We start from the raw sequence: 20,527 nt of genomic DNA, 5'->3' as shown, positions 1-20,527 counted from the left end.
GGGACCCGCCGTCCCGCCGCACCCGTCCCGAGTACCGCCCCCGGTCGCAGCCGCGACCGGGGGCGGTTCTACTCTGTACCGGACAGACAGCGCACAAACCCCACCCAGTGCCGTAAAAGGGCTGGGAGGCACCCCCACGAAACAGGAGCCGGCGGATGGATCACAGCGGGCACGGCATGTCGACGGATCTGCCGCCGTTCACGCTGGGGCGCGGCCTGGAGTGGTCCACGGACCCCTTCTTCCTCGTCGCCTGCCTGCTGGGGCTCGGCCTGTACGGGTGGGGCGTGGTGCGCCTCGCACGCCGCGGGGACAAGTGGTCCGCCGGCCGGACCGCGTCCTTCGTCGTCGGCGTGCTGACCGTGCTGCTCATGATGTGCACCCGGCTGAACGACTACGGCATGGTCATGTTCAGCGTGCACATGGTGCAGCACATGGTGATCAGCATGCTGTCGCCGATCCTGATCCTGCTCGGGGCGCCGATCACGCTGGCACTGCGGGCGCTGCCGGTGGCCGGCGTCCGCGGGCAGAAGGGGCCGCGCGAGATCCTGCTGATGTTCCTGCACAGCCGCTACATGCGGATCATCACGCACCCTGCGTTCACCATCCCGCTCTTCATCGCGAGCCTGTACGCCCTGTACTTCTCGCCGGTCTTCGACTTCCTCATGGGGTCCAGGACCGGTCACATCGCGATGATGTGCCACTTCCTCGCCGTCGGCCTGGTCTTCTTCTGGCCGATCATGGGCGTCGACCCCGGCCCGCACCGGCCCGGCTACCTGATGCGGATGCTGGAGCTGTTCGCGGGCATGCCGTTCCACGCCTTCTTCGGGATCGCGCTGATGATGGCGTCGGCGCCGATGGTCAAGACGTACGAGAACCCGCCGGCCTCGCTCGGCATCGACGCCCTCGCCGACCAGAACGCGGCGGGCGGCATCGCCTGGGCGTTCAGCGAGATCCCCTCGGTGCTGGTGCTCCTCGCGCTGCTCTTCCAGTGGTACGGCTCCGAGCAGCGGCAGGCCCGCCGGACCGACCGGGCCGCCGACCGCGACGGCGACAAGGAGCTGGAGGCGTACAACGCCTACCTCGCCTCGCTGGACGCGCGGGGGCGCTGAACCGGCCCTCTCCCGTCCCGGGTGGCCCGTTCCGCGCCGGATCGGGGCACCATGGAGGTGGACGAACCATGAGGAGGGTGTTGCGATGCCCGGTTCCACGAAGACGATGGGGGTGCTCACCATAGGTGGGCTCGTCGCGGTGACGGCCTACACGGTGGCCCTGGGGAGCAACGGCTGGCTGTGGTTCGGCTGGGTCGTGCTCGGTCTGATCACGCTGGGAATGGTGGCCACCCGTACCACCTGAGGCCCGGTTCCCCGGGCCGGCAGCCGGCCGTCCCGGGGGCCGGGTCCCGGGGTCGCCTCCCGGGCCGTCAGTCGCGGGGCAGCCGTCCCGCGGAGTGCACGCCCGGCTGGTACTTCGGCACCCGGGCCGTGATCTTCATGCCCGCTCCCACGGCGGTCTCGATGACGAGGCCGTGGTCGTCCCCGTAGACCTGGCGCAGCCGCTCGTCGACGTTCGACAGGCCGATGCCGCCCGACGGGCTGACCTCCCCGGCGAGGATGCGGCGCAGCAGCGCGGGGTCCATGCCGACCCCGTCGTCCTCGATGACCACCAGCGCCTCGGCACCGGCGTCCTGGGCGGTGATGCTGATGCGGCTCTTGTCCGTCCTGCCCTCCAGGCCGTGCTTGACGGCGTTCTCCACCAGTGGCTGGAGGCAGAGGAAGGGCAGCGCGACCGGCAGCACCTCGGGGGCGATCTGGAGGGTGACGGAGAGCCGGTCGCCGAAGCGGGCGCGGACCAGGGCCAGGTAGTGGTCGATGGCGTGCAGCTCGTCGGCGAGGGTGGTGAAGTCGCCGTGCCTGCGGAACGAGTAGCGGGTGAAGTCGGCGAACTCAAGCAGCAGTTCGCGGGCGCGCTCGGGGTCGGTTCGCACGAACGAGGCGATCACCGCGAGCGAGTTGAAGATGAAGTGCGGCGATATCTGTGCACGCAGGGCCTTGATCTCGGCCTCGATCAGGCGGGTGCGGGAGCGGTCGAGGTCGGCGAGTTCCAGCTGGACCGAGACCCAGCGGGCGACCTCGGCCGCGGCCCTGACCAGGACGGCGGACTCGCCGGGCGCGCACGCCACGAGGGCTCCGTGCACCCGGTCGTCGACGGTGAGCGGGGCGACGACGGCCCAGCGCAGGGGGCAGTCCGGCGTGTCGCAGGTCAGCCGGAACGCCTCGCCGCGGCCGGAGTCGAGCGGTCCCGCGAGCCGCTCCATGATCTCGGCCCGGTGGTGCTCCCCGGCCCCGTCCCAGGCGAGGACGGTCTCCTGGTCGGTGAGGCACAGGGCGTCCGTGCCGAGCAGGGTCCGCAGCCGTCGGGCGGACCTGCGGGCCGTCTCCCCGGTGAGCCCGGCGCGCAGCGGGGGCGCGGCGAGGGAGGCGGTGTGCAGGGTCTGGAAGGTAGCGTGCTCGACGGGGGTGCCGAGGCCGCCGAGGCTGCGGGGCCGGGAGGTGCGTCGGCCGAGCCAGAAGCCGGCGGCCAGCAAGGGCAGCACGGCGACGCACAGGCCGGCGAGGAAGCCGCTCATGCCCCCGTCCCCGTCCCGTCGGGGCGTCCGCGGGCCGGAGCCCCGGGTGGCGTCCCGTCGGCGGCCGGGGCCGGGCAGGTCCCCCTCGTCCTGCTCACGCCTCGGCCTCCTTCGGGTGCGGTACGGCGGTGCGCCTGGGCTCGGACAGCTCCTCCGGCAGGTGGAAGCGGGCCAGGATCGCCGCGGTCCCGGCGGGCACCCGGCCCGGCGTGGCCAGGGACACCAGCACCATGGTGAGGAATCCGAGCGGCACGGACCACAGCGCGGGCCAGGCCAGCAGCGCGTGCAGGGTGCCGGTGCCGGGGTAGCCGGCCATCGTCGCGGCGACGGCCACGAACGCGGCGCCGCCCCCGACCAGCATCCCGGCCGCCGCGCCGGGCGGGGTCAGCCGGCGCCACCAGATGCCGAGGACGAGCAGCGGGCAGAACGAGGACGCGGACACGGCGAAGGCGAGACCCACCGCGTCGGCCACGGGCAGCCCGCCGACCAGCATGCTCGCCGCCAGCGGTACGGCCATGGCGAGCACCGTCCCGAGGCGGAAGTGTCGTACTCCGCGGGCGGGCAGTACGTCCTGCGTGAGGACGCCCGCCACGGCCATGGTGAGTCCGGAGGCCGTGGATAGGAACGCGGCGAAGGCGCCGCCCGCGACCAGCGCCCCCAGCAGGTCGCCGCCGAGGCCGCCGATCATGCGGTCGGGGAGCAGCAGCACGGCCGCGTCGGCGTCCCCGGTGAGGGTCAGCTCGGGGGCGTACAGCCTGCCCAGCGCCCCGTAGACCGGGGGCAGCAGGTAGAAGGCGCCGATGAGACCGAGCACCGCGACGGTGGTGCGGCGGGCGGCGACCCCGTGGGGGCTGGTGTAGAAGCGGACCACGACGTGCGGAAGTCCCATCGTGCCGAGGAAGGTGGCGAGGATGAGGCCGTACGTGGCGTAGAGCGGGCGTTCCTCGCGGCCCGGGGCGAGGGAGGTCGACATGCCACCGTCCTCGGCGCGGTCGGCGGCGGGGACCCGGGTGCCCGCGGCGAAGGACAGCCGGGTGCCCTGGGCGATGTGGTGGACGCCGGCGGGCAGCCGCAGCTTCTCCCGCGTGTGCCGGCGGCCGTCGACGGTTCCGGTGACGGTGACGGCCAGCGGCTCGGCGAGGTCCAGGTCGAGACCGTCGTCGACGTGGACGACGCGGTGCTCCCGGAACGCGGCCGGCTCCTCGAAGGCGTGCCGGGGCGCGCCGTCGCCCTGCCAGGCGAGGACCAGGAACAGGGCCGGCACCAGCAGCGCGGTGAGCTTGAGCCAGTACTGGAAGGCCTGGACGAAGGTGATGCTGCGCATGCCGCCCGCGGCGACCGTCGCGACCACCACGAGCGCGACGAGCAGTCCGCCGAACCGGTCGGGCGCGTCGGTGAGCACGGCCAGTGTGAGCCCCGCGCCCTGGAGTTGGGGCAGCAGGTAGAGCCAGCCGACGCCGACGACGAAGGCGCCGGCCAGCCGCCGGACCGCCTGGGAGGCGAGCCGCGCCTCGGCGAAGTCGGGCAGGGTGTACGCCCCGGAGCGGCGCAGCGGCGCGGCCACGAAGAGGAGCAGCACCAGGTAGCCCGCGGTGTAGCCGACCGGGTACCAGAGCATGTCGGGCCCCTGGACCAGGACGAGTCCGGCGATGCCGAGGAAGGAGGCCGCGGACAGGTACTCGCCGCTGATGGCGGCCGCGTTGAGCCGCGGGCCGACGGTGCGGGAGGCGACGTAGAAGTCGGAGGTGGTGCGGGAGATGCGCAGCCCGAAGGCGCCGACCAGGACGGTCGCGAGGACCACCAGGGCGACCGCGGAGACGGCGTAGCTCTGGTTCACCGGGCGCGGCCCGCTCTCGTGTGCACGGTCATGTCAGCGGTCCTCGACCAGCCGGACGAAGTCCTCCTCGTTGCGTTCGGCCCGGCGCACGTACCAGCGGGCCAGCAGCACGAGCGGTGGGTAGAGGCCGAAGCCGAGCACCGCCCACTCCGCGCCCGCGCCGTCGGGCAGCGCGGCGAAGACGAGGGGCAGCGGGCCGATCAGGAGCACCAGGACGGCGAACACGGTGAGCCCGGCCCGCAGTTGGCTGCGCATGAGGGAGCGGACGTAGGTGTGCCCGAGGGTGGTCTGCTCGTCGATCTCGGTCCTGGGCCGGTAGGAGCCCGCGGTGTGCGGGTACCGCCCGCGCGAGCGCAGCCGGGCGTGCGGGAGGGCGCTCCGGGGCACTCCGGTGACGACGACCCGGCGTTCGGTGGGGTCCTGCGGCACGCCGTCCCCCTCAGCCCGCGGTCCGGCGCAGCAGCAGATCACGCAGCTCGCGGGCGTGACGGCGGCTGACCTGGAGTTCGACGGCGCCGACGAGGACGCTGACGGTGCCCGCGTCCAGGCGGAGTTCGTCGACGTGGCGCAGTGCCACGAGGTGGCGCCGGTGGATGCGGACGAACCCGCGCGAACGCCAGCGGTCCTCCAGCGTGGAGAGCGGGATGCGCACGAGGTGGCTGCCCTGCGCGGTGTGCAGGCGGGCGTAGTCGCCCTGGGCCTCGGCGTGGGTGATGTCCTCGACGGCGACGAAGCGGGTGACGCCGCCGAGCTCCACGGATATGTGGTCGGGGTCCGGCTCGTGCACGGGGATGAGCGGGGCCGCGTCCATGAGCTGGGCGGCGCGGCGGACGGCCTCGGCGAGCCGCTCCCGGCGCACGGGTTTGAGCACGTAGTCGACGGCTTTGAGGTCGAACGCCTGGACGGCGAAGCCCTCGTGGGCGGTGACGAACACGACGAGCGGCGGCTTGGCGAACCCGGTGAGCAGGCGGGCCATGTCCAGTCCGTCGAGACCCGGCATGTGGATGTCGAGGAAGACCACGTCGATGGCCTCGGGCCCGTCGGGTCCCGATTCGAGCGCGCGGTTGATCCGGCGCAGTGCCTCGGTCGCCCCGCTCGCGCCCTCGGCGCTGCCGACCCGTGGATCGGCGTTCAGCAGATACAGGAGTTCCTCGAGGGAGGGTTGTTCGTCGTCGACGGCGAGCGCGCGCAGCATGAAGGTGGAGTGTAAGAGGAATTCGTACCCGTGCACATGTGGGGGCGCGGACGTTCCCGCCGTCCGGGGCGCGGGTGCGGCGGCGGACGCCGGTGCCGGCCCGTGCTGGATACAGTGCGGCCATGAACAGCAAGCCCGCCGTGTTCGACGACCTCGACCGCAAGATCATCACCGCTCTGACGGCGAACGCCAGGGCCACCTTCGCGGAGATCGGGGCGGCGATCGGGCTGTCGGCCACCGCGGTCAAGCGCCGGGTCGACCGGTTGCGGGAGACCGGCGTGATCACGGGTTTCACGGCCACGGTGAAGCCGACGGCGCTCGGCTGGCGCACCGAGGCGTACGTCGAGGTGTACTGCGAGGGCGCGGCCCCGCCCCGGCGGCTGGCGGAGGTGGTCCGCAACCATCCGGAGATCACCGCGGCGATGACGGTGACCGGTGGCGCGGACGCGCTGCTGCACGTACGGGCGACGGACGTGGAGCACTTCGAGGAGGTGCTGGAGCGGATCAGGACCGAGCCGTTCATCCGGAAGACGATCAGCTACATGGTGCTGTCCCACCTGCTGCCGGAGGCTCCGGAGGCGGGGGCGACCCACGCCGCCCCGGACGACGCAGCAAACATGCGCTGACCACCGCGATCACGCAGCATTACTGCGTACACGCGCAGCTCTCCACACTTGTCGCCCGTATCCCCTCATTCCTACCGTGGAGACATCCCAGCCGACACCGCAGGAAGCGGAGGAACCCCTCTGTGCCCGACAGCCGTGTGCCGCGCCCCCGGCGCTTTCTCGTCTGCGAACCCAGACACTTCGCCGTGCAGTACGCCATCAATCCGTGGATGCATCCGGACCATCACGTCGACCCCGGCCTCGCCCACGGGCAGTGGCAGGCGCTGATCCGCGCCTACCGCGCCCACGGCCACACCGTCGACGTCGTCGATCCCGTCTCCGACCTGCCCGACATGGTCTTCGCGGCGAACTGCGCGCTCGTCCTCGCGGGCCGGGTCTTCGGCTCCTACTTCCTCGCTCCGCAGCGGCGGCCCGAGTCCCTCGCCTACGAGAGCTGGTTCAAGACGGCCGGGTTCGACGTCCACCGCCCGGAATCGGTGTGCGAGGGCGAGGGCGACCTGGTGCCGGTCGGCGACCACGTCCTGGCGGGCACCGGTTTCCGCACCAGCCGCGAGGCCCATCGCGAGGTGCAGGAGTTCTTCGGCGTCCCGGTGGTCAGCCTCCAGCTGGTCGACCCGCGCTTCTACCACCTGGACACCGCGCTGTTCGTGCTGGACGACGGCAGGGGCGGGGGCGAGGCGAACGTCGCGTACTACCCGGAGGCGTTCTCACCAGGCAGCCGCGAGGTGCTGACGCGGCTCTTCCCGGACGCGGTGATCGCCACCCGCGAGGACGCGATGACGTTCGGGCTCAACTCCGTCTCCGACGGCCGCCACGTCTTCATCTCGCCGCGGGCCACCGCCCTCGCCGACCAGCTCGACCGCCACGGCTACAACCCCGTCCCCGTCGACCTCTCCGAGTTCCACAAGGCCGGCGGCGGCATCAAGTGCTGCACCCAGGAGATCCGCTCATGACCGCTCCCGCCCCCGCGCGCACCTCCGCCGACCTCATCCGCGCCGAGGCTCCCGTCGTCGCGCACAACTACCACCCGCTGCCGGTGGTCGTCGCCCGTGCCGAGGGCAGCTGGGTGGAGGACGTCGAGGGCCGCCGCTACCTGGACATGCTGGCCGGCTACTCGGCCCTCAACTTCGGCCACCGCCACCCCGCCCTGGTCGCGGCCGCGCACGCGCAGCTCGACCGGCTGACCCTCACCTCCCGCGCCTTCCACAACGACCGGCTCGCCCGGTTCGCCGAGTCGCTGGCCGGACTGACCGGCCTCGACATGGTGCTGCCGATGAACACGGGCGCCGAGGCGGTGGAGAGCGCCGTCAAGGTGGCCCGCAAATGGGCGTACGAGGTCAAGGGCGTCCCGGCGGACCGGGCGACGATCGTCGTGGCCTCGGGCAACTTCCACGGCCGGACGACCACCATCGTCAGCTTCTCCACCGACGAGAGCGCCCGCGCCGGCTTCGGCCCCTTCACCCCGGGCTTCCGCGTGGTGCCGTACAACGACCTCGCCGCCCTGGAGGCCGCCGTCGACGAGACGACGGCCGCCGTGCTGATCGAGCCCATCCAGGGCGAGGCCGGCGTCGTCATCCCCGACGACGGCTATCTGACCGGCGTGCGCGAACTGACCCGGCGGGCCGGCTGCCTGTTCGTCGCGGACGAGATCCAGTCGGGGCTCGGCCGCACCGGCCGCACCCTGGCCGTCGACCACGAGAACGTCGTCCCGGACATGCTGCTCCTCGGCAAGGCGCTGGGCGGCGGCATCGTGCCCGTCTCCGCGGTGGTCGCCCGGCGCGAGGTGCTGGGGGTGCTGCGCCCCGGCGAGCACGGCTCCACGTTCGGCGGCAACCCGCTGGCCGCGGCGGTCGGTTCGGCCGTCGTGGAGCTGCTGGAGACCGGCGAGTTCCAGCGCCGGGCCGCCGAGCTGGGGGTCGTGCTCAGGGGCGGTCTCACGGACCTGGTGGGCCGGGGTGTCGTGGACTTCCGCTCGCGCGGCCTGTGGGCGGGAGTGGACGTCGACCCGGCGATCGGCACGGGCCGCGAGATCAGCGAGCGCCTCATGCGGGAGGGCGTCCTGGTCAAGGACACCCACGGGTCCACCATCCGGCTGGCCCCGCCGCTGACCGTCACCGGCGAGGAACTGCGGTCGGCGCTCGGGGCCCTGGAGAAGGTTCTGGCGCACGGGGCCTGATACCGGCCACGTGACGACGGAGCGTGACTCCGGGATGGTTACGCCCGGCGACGGCCGTGCCTACACTGATCGCTCCCGTGGGGAACGAAGGAGCGGCAGAGTGTTCTACTACGTGCTCAAATACGTGCTACTCGGTCCGCTGTTGAGGCTGGTGTTCCGGCCTCGGATCGAGGGCCTGGAGCACGTGCCGTCGTCGGGCCCGGCCATCGTCGCCGGCAACCACCTGTCCTTCTCGGACCACTTCCTGATGCCCGCGATCCTCAAGCGGCGCATCACCTTCCTCGCGAAGGCCGAGTACTTCACCGGCCCCGGCGTCAAGGGGAAGCTGACCGCGTTCTTCTTCCGCAGCGTCGGGCAGATCCCGGTGGACCGCTCGGGCAAGGAGGCCGGCCGGGCGGCCATCCGCGAGGGACTCGGCGTGCTGGCCAAGGACGAACTGCTCGGCATCTACCCGGAGGGCACCCGCTCGCACGACGGCCGCCTCTACAAGGGCAAGGTCGGTGTCGCGGTGATGGCGCTCAAGGCGGGCGTGCCGGTGATCCCCTGCGCGATGATCGGCACGTTCGAGGCGCAGCCGCCCGGCCGGAAGATCCCGCGGATCCACCCCGTGGCGATCCGGTTCGGTACGCCCCTCGACTTCTCCCGCTACGCCGGCATGGAGAGCGAGAAGGCCATCCTGCGCGCCGTCACCGACGAGATCATGTACGCCATCCTCACGCTCTCCGAGCAGGAGTACGTCGACACGTACGCGGCCGTCGCCAAGGCCGAGGCGAGCGCGGCACGGGCGGAGCGGGCCCGCAGGTTCCCGCGGCTGCCGCTGAGCTGACGGCGAAGGGGGCGGCCGGAGTACCGGCCGCCCCCTCGTCGTGAACCGGGCGCTGTTACGGCTTGGGCGTGGCGTGCGGGGTGCACGTCACGTCGGCCGCGTCGGTCTTGCCCGTGAGCAGGTAGGCGTCCACCCGCGAGTTGACGCACGGGTTGAGCAGGCCGGTCACACCGTGCGAGCCCGCGTCCTTCTCGGTGATCAGGCGGGAGCCCTTGAAGCGCTTGTGCAGTTCGACGGCGCCCTCGTACGGCGTGGCGGCGTCATCGGTGGACTGCACGATCAGGACGGCCGGAAGACCCTTGCCGGTGCGGACGTTGAGCGGGGTCTGCTGCTTGGCGGGCCAGGTGGCACACGGCAGGTTCATCCACGCGTTGGCCCACGTCATGAACGGGTAGTCCTTGTTCAGCCGCGTGTTGTCCCGGTCCCACTTCCGCCAGCTGGTGGGCCACTTGGCGTCGGTGCACTCGACCGCGGTGTAGACGGCGTTGCTGTTCTCCGAGGCCTTGTTGCCGGCGAGGTCCGACGGGTCCGGGGCCGCGGCGTCGACGAGCGCCTGGGTGTCACCGGCGACGTACTTGCTGAACACCGTCGCGACCGGCACCCACGAGGAGTCGTAGTACGGGGCGCTCTGGAAGAAGCCGATCAGCTCGGCCGGTCCGACGACGCCGCCGAGCGGGCTCTTCTTGGCGGTGGCGCGCAGCTTGAGCCACTGCTCCTGGACCTCGGCGCGGGTGTCGCCGAGGTGGAACGTGGCGTCGTTCTTCGCGACCCAGTCCTCCCAGTCCTTCCAGCGGCCCTCGAAGGCGACGTCCTGGTCGAGGTTGGCCTCGTACCAGATCTTCTCCCGCGAGGGGTTGACCACGCTGTCGACGACCATGCGGCGGACGTGGCCCGGGAAGAGCGTGCCGTAGACGGCGCCCAGGTACGTGCCGTAGGAGACGCCCAGGTAGTTGAGCTTCTTCTCACCGAGGGCGGCCCGGATGACGTCCAGGTCGCGCGCGGTGTTCGGCGTGGTCATGTGCGGCAGCATCTCGCCGCTGCGCTCGGCACAGCCGTCCGCGTACTCGGCGGCGAGCTTGCGCTGGGCGCGCTTGTCCGCCTCGGAGTCCGGGACCGGGTCGGCCTTCGGCGCCTTGACGAACTCCTGCGGGTCGATGCAGGAGATGGGGGCCGAGTGGCCGACGCCGCGCGGGTCGAAGCCCACGAAGTCGTACGCCTTCGCGGCGTTCGCCCAGATCGGGTTCTTGTTGACGACCCGGGTCGGGAAGCGCATGCCCGAGCCGCCGGGGCCGCCCGGGTTGTAGACGAGGGCGCCCTGGCGCTCCTCCTTGGTACCGGTGTTGCCGATGCGGTCGACGGCGAGCTTGATCTGCTTGCCGTTCGGACGCGCGTAGTCGAGCGGCACCGTGACCCAGCCGCACTGGATCGGCTTGACGAAGCCCCAGTCCGCCGGACAGTCCTGCCAGTCGATCCCGGCCTTGGCCGCCTTGGCCGCCGCGACCGCGGCACCGCGGGCCTCCCGGTCCTGACCGTGCCGCGCGTCGGCCGCGGCCGACGGCGCCGCGACGGCACCGGCTATCAGGGTCGCGGTGACGAGCGCTCCGGCCGAACCGAGCGCGGCCACCCGCCTCGTCGGTCTGATACCACTCAAGTGGGACCTCCCCGTACATCGTTGCGATTGGTACGGGGATCCTTTCGGCTGTGAGACCCCTGAGAACAGAGGACACGTGGCTTCTTTACTAATCCGATAACCGGTGCGCGCTGCTCCGTTGAGCGGAGCAGGTCCCGTCAGCCCAGTGCGCGCAGCGCCTCGTCCAGCGTCCGCCGCAGCCTCAGCGCGTCCGGCGCGAGGGCGCTCACGAGCACCGCGGGACCGGCGAGCGGCGTGAGCGCGGCGCTCTCGCCGAACAGGCGCGGCTCCTCCGGGCGCTCCTCGAACTCCGGCCTCACGACGACGAGTTGGCCGAGCGCACGGTGACCGCCCAGGACAGCGGGCCCGTCCCAGCCGCCGGGTGCGCCGGGCCCGCAGGACAGCTCCTGGTCCAGCACGGTCCTCCCGCCGAGGCGCACGGTGAGACGGCTGGTGAGCCGGCCGGGTTCCTCGCCCGCGCGTCCGAGCACCTGCTCCTCCCGGAACACGAGCCGGGCGCCGGCCGCCAGGTCGACACGGGAGGAGACGTGCAGCTCACTGCCGTTGGCGGAGATCAACTGCTCCGGTGTCCAGTGCAGTTCACCTCCGGCGGCGACGGTCAGCCGGACGTCGTAGCGGGCCTCGCCCTTGGCCTGGCCCGGCAGGGCGATGGTGGCGGCGGCCGACCCGACGTGCAGCCGGGCCCCCTCCCCGGCCGTCGCCTCGACGGTGAGGTGGTCGCCGCCCAGCGGGCCGCTCATCGCGCCGACGATCATCACCCGCGCCTCGGATCCGTGCGCGCGCGTACGGCGGGGCGCGAGCGGGCCCTCGCCCTCCAGCACCGGCAGGGACGTGCCGCCCCTGCCGTCGGCGCGCGCCTCGATCCGCGCGGTGGCGCGTACCCCTGTCATGCCGTCCACGCGGCGTACTGGCGGCGCACCCACGCGGCGACGTCCGCCACCCCGGCCTCGCCGCGCAAGGACTGGAAGACGACGGGCAGTTCGGCCCGCTGCGCCTTGGCGTCGGCCGCCATCCGCTCCAGATCGGAGCCGACGTACGGTGCGAGGTCCGTCTTGTTCACGACGAGCAGGTCGGCGGTGGTCACCCCGGGTCCGCCCTTGCGCGGGATGTCGTCACCGCCGGCCACGTCGATCACGAAGATCTGCGCGTCGACGAGGCCCTTGGAGAAGGTGGCCGTCAGGTTGTCCCCGCCGGACTCGACCAGGATGAGGTCCAGGGAGCCCAGTTCGTCCTCCAGGTCCTCGACGGCCTCCAGGTTGGCGGAGATGTCGTCCCGGATCGCGGTGTGCGGACAGGCCCCGGTCTCCACGGCGGCGATCCGCTCGGGCGGCAGGACGGCCTCCCGGAGCAGGAACTCGGCGTCCTCGCGCGTGTAGATGTCGTTCGTCACGACGGCGAGGGACAGCTCGTCGCGCAGCGCGCGGCAGAGCGCGGCGACGGTGGCGGTCTTGCCCGACCCGACGGGCCCGCCGAGCCCGATGCGCAGCGCGCGCCGACGGCCGTCGGCCCGGTGGGCGTCGGCTCCGAGGGCCGGGGGCCCGTCGTGGTGGTGGGAGTGGTCGAGGTGCATGAGCGACTCCAGATGCGTTGTCGGCGGGACCGACCCGGCCGGCGGGTCCGGCCGGCGGACGGGGCGGTGTGAGCCGGTTCGGGGTCCGGGACACGGCACCCCGGACGACGGGTCGGGCAGGGGCGGGCGGAAGGAGAGGGGGACGAGAACTCGCTTACCGGGTAAGCCGGGTGACCGGGCCACCGGGCCACCGGTCACTGAGCGACCGGGCGACCGGGCCACCGGGCAACCTGCTCACCCGATTGGTGCTCACCGGGTCACGAGGCCACGCGGCCCATGCGAGTCACGCGAGTCACGCGGGTCACGCGGGTCACGCGGGTCACGCGGGTCACGCGGGTCACCGGCTCACGAGGCGAACAGCCGCACGGACCAGGCCGCGTGCGCCTGTGCCCCGATCTCCAGGAGCGGGGCGGAGGCGGCCGGCAGGGCGTCGACACCGTCGGCGAGCACCCGCCGGGCGGCGTCCGTCGCCGCCCGGGCCACCAGGTCCAGCTCGGGGGCGAGCCGGGCCAGGACGGCGGTGGCCTCGAACGGGTCGAGGCTCAGCAGCCGGACCGTCGCCGTCGCCGGACCGCTCACGCTCTCGTACACCGAGCAGTGGGCGGCGTCGTCCGGTTCCAGCCCGGCGGCCCCGGCAGCGAGGCCGAGGACGACCGGCTGGTGCGCGCCCTTCGGGAACCGCCTTGCCAGGGCGTCCAGTTCGGGGCTAGGCCAGGCGGCTCGCGCGGCCCGCACGAGCTGCCGTCCGAGCCGTCGCGCGGCCACCCGCAGGGCGGGCGAGGGCGTACGGGCGTCGGCGGCCGCGTCCAGTTCCCCCGGGTCGGCTCCGGCCGCCGCCGCGGCGGCCAGGGCGGCCGACACCAGCCCCGTGGTGTGCAGCCGTCCGCGGCAGAAGTCCTCCAGGCTCGCCGCGCCGGTGATGCGCCCGGACTCGACCGCCGCCTCGGCGCCGCCGGAGTGGGCGTGCCCGCCGGCGGGGAAGCGGCCGTCGGCCAGGACGAGCAGTGCAGCGCGGCTCATCAGAAGAGGAAGTAACGCTGGGCCATGGGCAGTTCGGCCGCCGGTGTCGCCTCGACCAGCTCCCCGTCGATGTGCACGGCGAAGCTGTCGGGATCGACCCGTACCCGCGGGCGCGCGTCGTTCTCCCGCATGTCGGCCTTGGTCACCGACCGCGTCGATTCGATGGGCACGAACCGCTTGCCGAGCGCCAGCCGCTCGGGCAGCCCGTCCTCGATCGCCAAGGGCGCCACGAAGTTGAACGAGTTGGCGGCGGGCGCCCGGCCGATCGCCCCGTACATCGGCCGCGGCAGGACCGGCTGCGGGGTGGGGATGGAGGCGTTGGCGTCGCCCATCTGCGCGTAGGCGATCTGTCCGCCCTTGATGACCAGGTGCGGCTTGACGCCGAAGAAGGCGGGCTCCCACAGCACGAGGTCGGCGAGCTTGCCGCTCTCCACCGAGCCGATCTCGCGGGCGAGTCCCTGCGCGATGGCGGGGTTGATCGTGTACTTGGCGACATAGCGGCGTACCCGGTGGTTGTCCGCGTGTCCGTCGCCGGGCAGTGCCCCGCGCCGCCGCTTCATCACGTGCGCCGTCTGCCAGGTCCGCATGACGACCTCGCCGACCCGGCCCATCGCCTGCGAGTCGGAGGAGATGATCGAGATGGCGCCCAGGTCGTGCAGGACGTCCTCCGCCCCGATGGTGGAGGGCCGGATCCTGGACTCGGCGAAGGCGAGGTCCTCGGGGACGGCCGCGTTGAGGTGGTGGCACACCATCAGCATGTCGAGGTGTTCCTCGGCGGTGTTGACGGTGAACGGCCGGGTCGGGTTGGTGGAGCTGGGCAGCACGTGGGACTCGGAGACCACGGTCATGATGTCCGGCGCGTGCCCGCCGCCCGCGCCCTCGGTGTGGTATGCGTGGATGCCGCGTCCGGCGATCGCCGCGAGGGTGTCGCCCACGAACCCGGCCTCGTTGAGGGTGTCCGTGTGGATGGCGACCTGGATGCCGGTCCGCTCGGCGACGGTGAGCGAGGCGTCGATGACCGCCGGCGTGGAGCCCCAGTCCTCGTGCAGCTTGAGACCGAGGGCGCCGCCGCGGATCTGGGAGAGCATCGCCTCGTGGGAGACGGTGTTGCCCTTGCCGAGGAGTCCGATGTTGAGCGGGTACTGCTCCATCGCCTCCAGCATGCGGGCCAGGTGCCAGGGGCCGGGGGTGACGGTGGTCGCCTTCGATCCCTCGGCCGGTCCGGTGCCGCCGCCGACCAGCGTGGTGATGCCGGACGCCAGCGCCTCGTCGGCGATCTGCGGGCAGATGAAGTGGACGTGCGCGTCGATGGCACCCGCGGTGAGGATCCGCCCGTTGCCCGCGATGACCTCGGTCTCGGGGCCGATGACCAGGTCCGGGTGGACCCCGTCCATGGTGTCGGGGTTGCCGGCCTTGGCGATGCCCGTGATCCGGCCGTCGCGGATGCCGACGTCGGCCTTGACGACACCCCAGTGGTCGATGATCACGACGCCGGTGATGACGGTGTCCGGGGTGCCGTCCGCGCGGGTGGCGCGGGACTGGCCCATGGACTCGCGGATGACCTTTCCACCGCCGAACACCGCCTCGTCCCCGGCGCGTCCGGGACCGCCGGAGCGGTCCTCCTCGATCTCGACGAGGAGATCGGTGTCCGCGAGCCGGATGCGGTCGCCGGTGGTGGGGCCGAACAGGTCGGCGTACGCGGCCCGTGAGATCTCAGGCATCCAGGGCACCTCCGGTCTCACCGCGCAGTCCGGGCACCACACGGGCGCCGGCGAGCGGGACGAGTTCGACCTCGACGGGAATCCCGGGCTCGAACCGCACGGCGGTGCCGGCGGGGACGTCGAGCCGCTTGCCGCGCGCGGCGGCGCGGTCGAAGTCCAGGCCGGGATTGGCCTCGGCGAAGTGGTAGTGGGAGCCGACCTGCACGGGGCGGTCGGCGGCGTTGAGGACGGTCAGCCGGGTGACCTCGCGGCCTTCGTTGAAGGCGACGGGTCCGTCGGCGAAAAGGATCTCTCCGGGGATCATCGGGCCGCTCCCCCGTCAGACGATCGGGTCGTGGACGGTGACGAGCTTGGTGCCGTCCGGGAAGGTGGCCTCCACCTGTACGTCGTGGATCATCTCGGGGATGCCCTCCATGACGTCGTCGCGGGCCAGCAGCCTGCGCCCCGAGGACATGAGTTCGGCGACCGTGCGGCCGTCGCGCGCGCCTTCGAGGATGTGCGACGTGATGAGGGCGACGGCCTCCGGGTGGTTCAGTCTCAGCCCGCGGGCCCGGCGCTTCTCGGCGACGTCGGCGGCCACGTGGATCAGCAGCCTCTCTTGCTCGTGCGGGGTCAGTTGCACGGCGTCCCACCTCACAGTCTCGCTCCGGACCGTGCGGGGCCCGGTTGCCGCAGCCACCGCGACGGGATAGGTGTAACACGCAGACAAATTGCGCGGATCATGCTCGATCCGGATACGGAAACCCCTGGTGGCGTGGATCGGCAGGCTAGTCCGGCGGAGTTTCAACTACGTTAACCAGCCCTTGATCCCGTCATGACCGCCCGCTGGGCTCCCCCATACCCGACAGCCCCGTCAGCCCCTCCCGCACACCTCCGGCGGAGGTCGCGCCGAACGGCGCCCGCCGCGCGACGGACCTTCGCGCCGGGGCGATCAGCGTCCGGGCGACGCTCCCGGCGGGGACGCGGCCGGCCGCATGTCCGCAGCCCGGTACGCCTCGACGACTTTCACCCGGACGGCCCTGACCCTGTCGTGGATACGGCATCGACCGTCACCGGCTCCTCGTTGCACGGCGTCCCGGTCCCCACCTGACCACCTGACGCGGGAGGGCGAGGGCGCCGTCGCGGACGGGTGCCGGCCTCGCGCCCAGCACCCGTCCGAGGGCCTGCCCGACGAGGCCGCCGCCCGGAGCGCCGTCGAGGACCGGACCGTATACGGAGCGGTGACCGTCGCCGAGGGGCGGACCCGAGCCGCTCACCCGCCGGGCGGCCACACGGCCGGCGACGGACAGGGAGCCGGTCGAGGCGTCGGGGAGTGCCGTCAGGTCGTCGGGCCGCGGTGCTCGGCGGCGATGCCGAAGCGGTGCCGCTCGCGCGGCGCCGGGTTGATCTCGCGGACGTTGGAGACCGCACTGACCACCTGCTCGTCCTCGGTGGCCCGGAGCTTCTCCAGCCGCTCCAGGTCGGCGGCCGAGACGAGGGCGACCAGGGGCTTCCCGTGCCGCGTCACGACGACGTGCTCGTCGCCGTACACCACGCGGTTGATCAGATCGGCGAGTTCAGCCCTGGCTTGCGTCACCGGAATCTCGTAGGCCATGTTCCCCAGCTTAGACCGGGGTTCCGGGCCCCTCCGGGTGCGCGATCCGCCCCTCTACGCGGCCGGCGGGCGCCCGGCTCCCTTTTTCGCTGTCAGCCAGGAACCTCGGCCCTCTTCTGTACGCACTGTACATTTTTTACAGGAGTTCTTCAGAGGAGGCGCGAGCCATGAACGAACCGTCCGCCCGCCGGCCCGAGTTCACGGAACGCCCCGACGGGGGCCTACCGACGCCGGATCTCCACACGAAGCTGCTAGGCGAACGGATCGTGTTCCTCGGGACGCCGATCGACGACACGTCGGCGAACGCCGTGACGGCTCAGCTCGTACACCTCGAACACCAGGCGCCGGACCGGGACATCTCCCTCTACATCAACTGCCCCGGCGGCTCGTTCACCGCGATGACGGCGATCTACGACACCATGCGGCACGTGACCTGCGACGTGGAGACCGTCTGCCTGGGCCGGGCCGAATCGGCCGCCGCCGTGCTGCTCGCCGGGGGCACCCCGGGCAAGCGCTCCGCGCTGCCGGGCGCGCGCGTCCTCATCCGCCGGCCGTCGGCCGCCGAGCCAGTGCGGGGACGCACGAGCGATCTGCTCGTCCACGCGGCGGAGACGGCCCGCACCCGCGACCGCCTGGAGGAGATGCTCTCCCGGCACACCGGGCGGAGCCGGGAGCAGATCGCCGCCGACATCGAGCGGGACACGGTCCTGGACGCCCCGGCGGCGGTGGCGTTCGGGCTGGTCGACCGGGTCGTGCCCCGGCACCGGTCCGCGCGCCCCTCGACCGGCGGGAGGTGAGGCGCGGATGCTGCCGCCCGAGCTGCCTCCCCTGCCCGCGCTGACCCGCGCCGAGGCGGAGCTGATCGACCGTTACCTGGACGTCGTCGACCTGCTGGGCCGGATCAATCCGGCCCGCCCCGGGGACACCTATCGCGGGCTGCGAGCCGCCCAGGCCCTGGTCGCGAAAGCCGCCGCGCTGCGGGACGCGCTCACTCTGATGCACCAGCGGGGCGAGAGCGAAGTCCACGCGCCGACCCTGGCGCAGGCCCTGCGGGTCCTGGACGGTGAGCGGCGGGCCGCCAGGGTCACCCTCCCGCCCCCGGCGGACATCTGACGCACCCCCATCCCGGGCCGGTCGGCGCCGCTCCCGCGCGGCGTCCGGCCCGGGACGCAAACGCACCGAAAGGCGTACCCCCCAACGGCGTAGACGCGCCCCCTTTTTCCAGCCCGCACGACTTGCGCAACGCGCGTACACCAACAGCGGAATGAGGCGTTCCGCCGCAGGTGCGCGCATGGTCGTCACCCCCAACGCCCGTTCGAAATGGGGGGTGTCCACCCGAACGGGTGAGTGGTGAGTAACCCCACAAATCCCCGGTTCCGTTCGGATTTTCCGACATCCATGAGTGAAGATCCCTCCGACGACAAGCCCCCGCCAAAGCGGCGGGGCGGTCCGGGCGGACGCCGAGTCCTGCCGCCGCCAGGACGACCGGTCGACAGGAGTGGATCGGCAGGAGTGGAGGACCCAGCACGACGGGCCGCCGGAGCAATCCGCGTGGTCCTTGGGGTGAAGCCGCACACCGCGGCCGGGCTACTTCGCCAGCCCGAATCCGACAGGTCATCCTTCACAGGCGGCTGACGAAGGGTTGCGCATGACTGCGCTCAATCGTGTCCCGTCGCTGTGGACCCGGGCCGGTACGGCCTCGGCCCTCACCATCGCCGCCGTCGGCGGCAGCCTCGTGGTCCCCGGGGTCGCATCCGACGCCGCCGCGGCCACGCCGGCGACGAAGGCACTCCAGATCGCGGCCTCCAAGAAAGGTGCCCCATACAAGTACGGCGCGACGGGGCCGCGCCGATTCGACTGCTCGGGGCTCACGCTCTACTCGTACAAGAAGGCGGGCAAGAAGCTGCCTCGTACGGCCGCGGCGCAGTACAACAAGACCAATCACGTCTCCGCCGCACGCCGCAAGGCCGGGGACCTCGTGTTCTTCCACTCGGGCCGGAACGTCTACCACGTCGGCATCTACGCCGGGAAGGGACGCATCTGGCACTCGCCGAAGACCGGAGACGTCGTGAGGCTCACGAAGATCTGGACGAAGAGCGTCTGGTACGGCCGGGTCGGCTGACCCGTCCACAGGGGCGGCGGCGGTCGCCGTCGCCCCTTGAGGGCGTGACCAAGGCCGGAAACGGATACTCGTCCGTCCATGGCCGACCGACATCCTCACTCCGCGCGCAACGAGACTCCCCTGGAGCGCGCGGACCGCAACTTCGCCGAACTGCTCCAGGAACTGCGCGTCGTCCAGACCGGCGTGCAGATCCTCTTCGCCTTCCTGCTGACCCTGGCGTTCACCCAGCGGTTCCCGTCCCTCGACACGGTGCAGCGCGCCACGTACGTCACCACGCTGCTGCTCGCCGTGCTGGCCGCCGCCCTCTTCGTGGCGCCTGCCGCCCTGCACCGCTCGCTCTTCCAGCAGAACGCCAAGGCCACCATCGTGCGGGTCTCCTCCACCCTGGCCTCGACCGGGCTGTGCGTCCTGATGCTGGCCTTCACCGGCTCCGTGCTGCTCGTCGTGGACGTCACGCTGGGCCGGGGGGCGGGGATCGCCGCCGCGGCCGGGACGCTGATCGTCTGCACGGCGCTGTGGGGCGTCCTGCCCCGGCTCGTACGGCGCTCCCTCCGGGCGAAGGGGGCGCCGGTGGGGTCGCGGGGGCGGGATGACGGGCCGACTCGGCGCACTTGACGGCTCCGGGACGCCCTGGCGGCCCTGGGGCTCACTGACGGCCCCGGGGGGCGCTGGCGACCCTGAGACGCGCTGAGGGCTCTGTGAGGCGCTGGGGGCTTGAGCGCTCCGGCGTGGGCCGCCGGGCGCGGTTGTGGAGCGTGGTGACTGCCCTTGGCGGCCCTGTGGCCCTCAGCGCCCTCGGGCGGGCCGTACGCGGCACGGCCGCCGGGACCCCCCCTCGGACGGGGAGGGCGCGGCCGTAGGGTCGGGTGCCGGGTGCCGCGTCAGGGTTCCTGTGCCGCCGTGACCGGCTGGGCCGGACTCGACCAGGGCAGCTCGATCGCGACCGTCTTGCCGCCCTCCCGGGTGGGCCGCACGCTCATCCTGCCGCCGCACTCGGCGGTGAGCCAGCGGATGATCACCAGGCCGCGGCCGTTGTCCTGCTGGACGGCGGCGGGGAGCCGCTTCGGGAAGCGCGGGTGGCTGTCGGTGACGCCGATGCGCAGCTGCTCGTCGCGATCGAGCACGACGTCGACGGTGAAGGTCGGGGACTGCCCGAGGGTGTGCTGGACGGCGTTGGTGGCGAGTTCGGACACGATCAGGCGTACGGTCTCGGCGACGTCGGAGTCACCGGGCAGGCCCCACTCGGCGAGCACGCCGGTGACGTAGTTTCGGGCCGCGGCGACCGAAGCGGGATCGCTCGGCAGAGTGACGGATGCTTCCTGGTGATCTGCCATGGCGACGTCGTCCCTTTCCCACGGGACCCGTAGTCCGACACGGAGCGGATGGTTCGAGTTACGGTCCCGGACTGGTGCTTCGCGCCAGACTGCCATCACCGCACCCCTCACGGGCGGCATCCACCAAGATATGCATATATCTGTCGCTCGAAGCGGTGAACTCTGCGGCGAGCGAACCCCTTTGGCCGGGTCCCGGGCTCATCCTCTACCGTCGCCGTGAACGCCCCTC

The 20,527-nt window shown here is 72.4% G+C and carries 23 protein-coding genes and 1 riboswitch; of the genes, 10 read left to right on the top strand and 13 right to left on the bottom strand.

Going from position 1 to position 20,527, the window contains the following annotated elements; genetic code table 11:
* Window positions 1-155: 155 nt before the first annotated feature.
* Entirely contained in the window at window positions 156-1,109 is a 954-nt protein-coding gene (locus ACWGIS_RS32175; protein WP_453366024.1) for a cytochrome c oxidase assembly protein, read from the top strand.
* A gap of 85 nt (window positions 1,110-1,194) precedes the next feature.
* The gene (locus tag ACWGIS_RS32170) at window positions 1,195-1,353 is read left to right on the top strand and encodes a hypothetical protein (RefSeq protein WP_356164609.1); all 159 of its coding nucleotides are present in this window, start codon (window positions 1,195-1,197) and stop codon (window positions 1,351-1,353) included.
* A gap of 67 nt (window positions 1,354-1,420) precedes the next feature.
* Here ACWGIS_RS32170 and ACWGIS_RS32165 read toward each other — a convergent pair whose 3' ends face one another.
* The 4 genes from ACWGIS_RS32165 to ACWGIS_RS32150 form a co-directional block, all read right to left on the bottom strand.
* Entirely contained in the window at window positions 1,421-2,626 is a 1,206-nt protein-coding gene (locus ACWGIS_RS32165) for a sensor histidine kinase (RefSeq protein ID WP_453366023.1), read from the bottom strand.
* Between the two features lie 94 nt (window positions 2,627-2,720).
* Complete coding sequence (locus ACWGIS_RS32160; protein ID WP_453366022.1) at window positions 2,721-4,463, bottom strand: sodium/solute symporter; 1,743 nt, start codon at window positions 4,461-4,463, stop codon at window positions 2,721-2,723.
* A gap of 33 nt (window positions 4,464-4,496) precedes the next feature.
* Entirely contained in the window at window positions 4,497-4,892 is a 396-nt protein-coding gene (locus tag ACWGIS_RS32155) for a hypothetical protein (protein ID WP_453366021.1), read from the bottom strand.
* Between the two features lie 10 nt (window positions 4,893-4,902).
* Window positions 4,903-5,658 (bottom strand): LytR/AlgR family response regulator transcription factor, encoded by a 756-nt coding sequence (locus ACWGIS_RS32150; RefSeq protein WP_453366020.1) that lies wholly within the window; start codon window positions 5,656-5,658, stop codon window positions 4,903-4,905.
* Between the two features lie 122 nt (window positions 5,659-5,780).
* On the opposite strand from ACWGIS_RS32150, the gene ACWGIS_RS32145 reads away from it, so the two are divergent.
* From ACWGIS_RS32145 to ACWGIS_RS32130, 4 genes are all read left to right on the top strand, one after another.
* Complete coding sequence (locus ACWGIS_RS32145) at window positions 5,781-6,284, top strand: Lrp/AsnC family transcriptional regulator (protein ID WP_453366019.1); 504 nt, start codon at window positions 5,781-5,783, stop codon at window positions 6,282-6,284.
* Between the two features lie 122 nt (window positions 6,285-6,406).
* The gene (gene ddaH, locus ACWGIS_RS32140; protein WP_453366018.1) at window positions 6,407-7,237 is read left to right on the top strand and encodes a dimethylargininase; all 831 of its coding nucleotides are present in this window, start codon (window positions 6,407-6,409) and stop codon (window positions 7,235-7,237) included.
* A complete protein-coding gene (rocD, locus tag ACWGIS_RS32135) occupies window positions 7,234-8,460 on the top strand; it encodes an ornithine--oxo-acid transaminase (protein ID WP_453366017.1) in 1,227 nt (408 codons plus the stop codon). Before ddaH ends, rocD begins: the two co-directional genes overlap by 4 nt.
* A gap of 100 nt (window positions 8,461-8,560) precedes the next feature.
* Complete coding sequence (locus tag ACWGIS_RS32130; protein ID WP_453366016.1) at window positions 8,561-9,286, top strand: lysophospholipid acyltransferase family protein; 726 nt, start codon at window positions 8,561-8,563, stop codon at window positions 9,284-9,286.
* Window positions 9,287-9,341: 55 nt separating this feature from the next.
* Here the strand turns inward: ACWGIS_RS32130 and ACWGIS_RS32125 are convergent, their stop codons facing one another.
* The 8 genes from ACWGIS_RS32125 to ACWGIS_RS32090 form a co-directional block, all read right to left on the bottom strand.
* Window positions 9,342-10,937: an alpha/beta hydrolase gene (locus tag ACWGIS_RS32125; RefSeq protein WP_453366015.1), complete on the bottom strand. Its 1,596-nt coding sequence runs from the start codon at window positions 10,935-10,937 to the stop codon at window positions 9,342-9,344.
* A 137-nt stretch (window positions 10,938-11,074) separates the two neighbouring features.
* Entirely contained in the window at window positions 11,075-11,827 is a 753-nt protein-coding gene (locus ACWGIS_RS32120) for an urease accessory protein UreD (RefSeq protein ID WP_453366014.1), read from the bottom strand.
* On the bottom strand, window positions 11,824-12,507 hold the full coding sequence (gene ureG, locus ACWGIS_RS32115; RefSeq protein ID WP_453366013.1) for an urease accessory protein UreG: 684 nt from the start codon (window positions 12,505-12,507) through the stop codon (window positions 11,824-11,826). The genes ACWGIS_RS32120 and ureG overlap by 4 nt, the downstream gene beginning before the upstream one ends.
* Window positions 12,508-12,852: 345 nt before the next feature.
* Window positions 12,853-13,527 carry an urease accessory protein UreF gene (locus tag ACWGIS_RS32110; protein ID WP_453366012.1) on the bottom strand — a complete coding sequence of 225 codons (675 nt, stop codon included), beginning with the start codon at window positions 13,525-13,527 and terminating at the stop codon, window positions 12,853-12,855.
* Complete coding sequence (locus ACWGIS_RS32105; RefSeq protein ID WP_453366011.1) at window positions 13,527-15,248, bottom strand: urease subunit alpha; 1,722 nt, start codon at window positions 15,246-15,248, stop codon at window positions 13,527-13,529. Before ACWGIS_RS32105 ends, ACWGIS_RS32110 begins: the two co-directional genes overlap by 1 nt.
* A complete protein-coding gene (locus tag ACWGIS_RS32100; RefSeq protein WP_453366010.1) occupies window positions 15,241-15,552 on the bottom strand; it encodes an urease subunit beta in 312 nt (103 codons plus the stop codon). Before ACWGIS_RS32100 ends, ACWGIS_RS32105 begins: the two co-directional genes overlap by 8 nt.
* A 15-nt stretch (window positions 15,553-15,567) precedes the next feature.
* A complete protein-coding gene (locus tag ACWGIS_RS32095; protein WP_453366009.1) occupies window positions 15,568-15,870 on the bottom strand; it encodes an urease subunit gamma in 303 nt (100 codons plus the stop codon).
* Window positions 15,871-16,566: 696 nt separating this feature from the next.
* Window positions 16,567-16,842, bottom strand: coding sequence for a type II toxin-antitoxin system Phd/YefM family antitoxin (locus tag ACWGIS_RS32090; RefSeq protein WP_453366008.1), 276 nt, complete (start codon window positions 16,840-16,842; stop codon window positions 16,567-16,569).
* 167 nt (window positions 16,843-17,009) lie between these two features.
* Here ACWGIS_RS32090 and ACWGIS_RS32085 point away from each other — a divergent pair, with 167 nt between their 5' ends.
* The 4 genes from ACWGIS_RS32085 to ACWGIS_RS32070 all read left to right on the top strand — a co-directional run bounded on the left by ACWGIS_RS32085 (window position 17,010) and on the right by ACWGIS_RS32070 (window position 19,579).
* Window positions 17,010-17,639: an ATP-dependent Clp protease proteolytic subunit gene (locus ACWGIS_RS32085; RefSeq protein ID WP_453366007.1), complete on the top strand. Its 630-nt coding sequence runs from the start codon at window positions 17,010-17,012 to the stop codon at window positions 17,637-17,639.
* Between the two features lie 7 nt (window positions 17,640-17,646).
* Complete coding sequence (locus ACWGIS_RS32080) at window positions 17,647-17,955, top strand: hypothetical protein (protein WP_453366006.1); 309 nt, start codon at window positions 17,647-17,649, stop codon at window positions 17,953-17,955.
* Between the two features lie 351 nt (window positions 17,956-18,306).
* Window positions 18,307-18,487: riboswitch (cyclic di-AMP (ydaO/yuaA leader) on the top strand.
* Between the two features lie 3 nt (window positions 18,488-18,490).
* A complete protein-coding gene (locus ACWGIS_RS32075; protein WP_453366005.1) occupies window positions 18,491-18,964 on the top strand; it encodes a C40 family peptidase in 474 nt (157 codons plus the stop codon).
* Between the two features lie 78 nt (window positions 18,965-19,042).
* The gene (locus ACWGIS_RS32070) at window positions 19,043-19,579 is read left to right on the top strand and encodes a DUF6328 family protein (protein ID WP_453366004.1); all 537 of its coding nucleotides are present in this window, start codon (window positions 19,043-19,045) and stop codon (window positions 19,577-19,579) included.
* A gap of 266 nt (window positions 19,580-19,845) precedes the next feature.
* Here the strand turns inward: ACWGIS_RS32070 and ACWGIS_RS32065 are convergent, their stop codons facing one another.
* A complete protein-coding gene (locus ACWGIS_RS32065) occupies window positions 19,846-20,298 on the bottom strand; it encodes an ATP-binding protein (protein WP_453366003.1) in 453 nt (150 codons plus the stop codon).
* Window positions 20,299-20,527 lie beyond the last annotated feature (229 nt).

It is taken from the genome of Streptomyces sp. NPDC054842 (assembly GCF_053611025.1).
This window is presented reverse-complemented; position numbering and strand designations above follow the sequence as displayed.

What these genes read in the sequence shown, in the direction of transcription:
- ACWGIS_RS32120 (WP_453366014.1), bottom strand. Translation starts at nt 11,827, where the DNA reads ATGACAGGGGTACGCGCCACCGCGCGGATCGAGGCGCGCGCCGACGGC.
- ACWGIS_RS32080 (WP_453366006.1), top strand. Translation starts at nt 17,647, where the DNA reads ATGCTGCCGCCCGAGCTGCCTCCCCTGCCCGCGCTGACCCGCGCCGAG.
- ACWGIS_RS32075 (WP_453366005.1), top strand. Translation starts at nt 18,491, where the DNA reads ATGACTGCGCTCAATCGTGTCCCGTCGCTGTGGACCCGGGCCGGTACG.
- ACWGIS_RS32145 (WP_453366019.1), top strand. Translation starts at nt 5,781, where the DNA reads ATGAACAGCAAGCCCGCCGTGTTCGACGACCTCGACCGCAAGATCATC.
- ACWGIS_RS32100 (WP_453366010.1), bottom strand. Translation starts at nt 15,552, where the DNA reads ATGATCCCCGGAGAGATCCTTTTCGCCGACGGACCCGTCGCCTTCAAC.
- ACWGIS_RS32170 (WP_356164609.1), top strand. Translation starts at nt 1,195, where the DNA reads ATGCCCGGTTCCACGAAGACGATGGGGGTGCTCACCATAGGTGGGCTC.
- ACWGIS_RS32090 (WP_453366008.1), bottom strand. Translation starts at nt 16,842, where the DNA reads ATGGCCTACGAGATTCCGGTGACGCAAGCCAGGGCTGAACTCGCCGAT.
- ACWGIS_RS32085 (WP_453366007.1), top strand. Translation starts at nt 17,010, where the DNA reads ATGAACGAACCGTCCGCCCGCCGGCCCGAGTTCACGGAACGCCCCGAC.
- ureG (WP_453366013.1), bottom strand. Translation starts at nt 12,507, where the DNA reads ATGCACCTCGACCACTCCCACCACCACGACGGGCCCCCGGCCCTCGGA.
- ACWGIS_RS32070 (WP_453366004.1), top strand. Translation starts at nt 19,043, where the DNA reads ATGGCCGACCGACATCCTCACTCCGCGCGCAACGAGACTCCCCTGGAG.
- ACWGIS_RS32105 (WP_453366011.1), bottom strand. Translation starts at nt 15,248, where the DNA reads ATGCCTGAGATCTCACGGGCCGCGTACGCCGACCTGTTCGGCCCCACC.
- ACWGIS_RS32175 (WP_453366024.1), top strand. Translation starts at nt 156, where the DNA reads ATGGATCACAGCGGGCACGGCATGTCGACGGATCTGCCGCCGTTCACG.
- ACWGIS_RS32150 (WP_453366020.1), bottom strand. Translation starts at nt 5,658, where the DNA reads ATGCTGCGCGCGCTCGCCGTCGACGACGAACAACCCTCCCTCGAGGAA.
- rocD (WP_453366017.1), top strand. Translation starts at nt 7,234, where the DNA reads ATGACCGCTCCCGCCCCCGCGCGCACCTCCGCCGACCTCATCCGCGCC.
- ACWGIS_RS32110 (WP_453366012.1), bottom strand. Translation starts at nt 13,527, where the DNA reads ATGAGCCGCGCTGCACTGCTCGTCCTGGCCGACGGCCGCTTCCCCGCC.
- ACWGIS_RS32165 (WP_453366023.1), bottom strand. Translation starts at nt 2,626, where the DNA reads ATGAGCGGCTTCCTCGCCGGCCTGTGCGTCGCCGTGCTGCCCTTGCTG.
- ACWGIS_RS32065 (WP_453366003.1), bottom strand. Translation starts at nt 20,298, where the DNA reads ATGGCAGATCACCAGGAAGCATCCGTCACTCTGCCGAGCGATCCCGCT.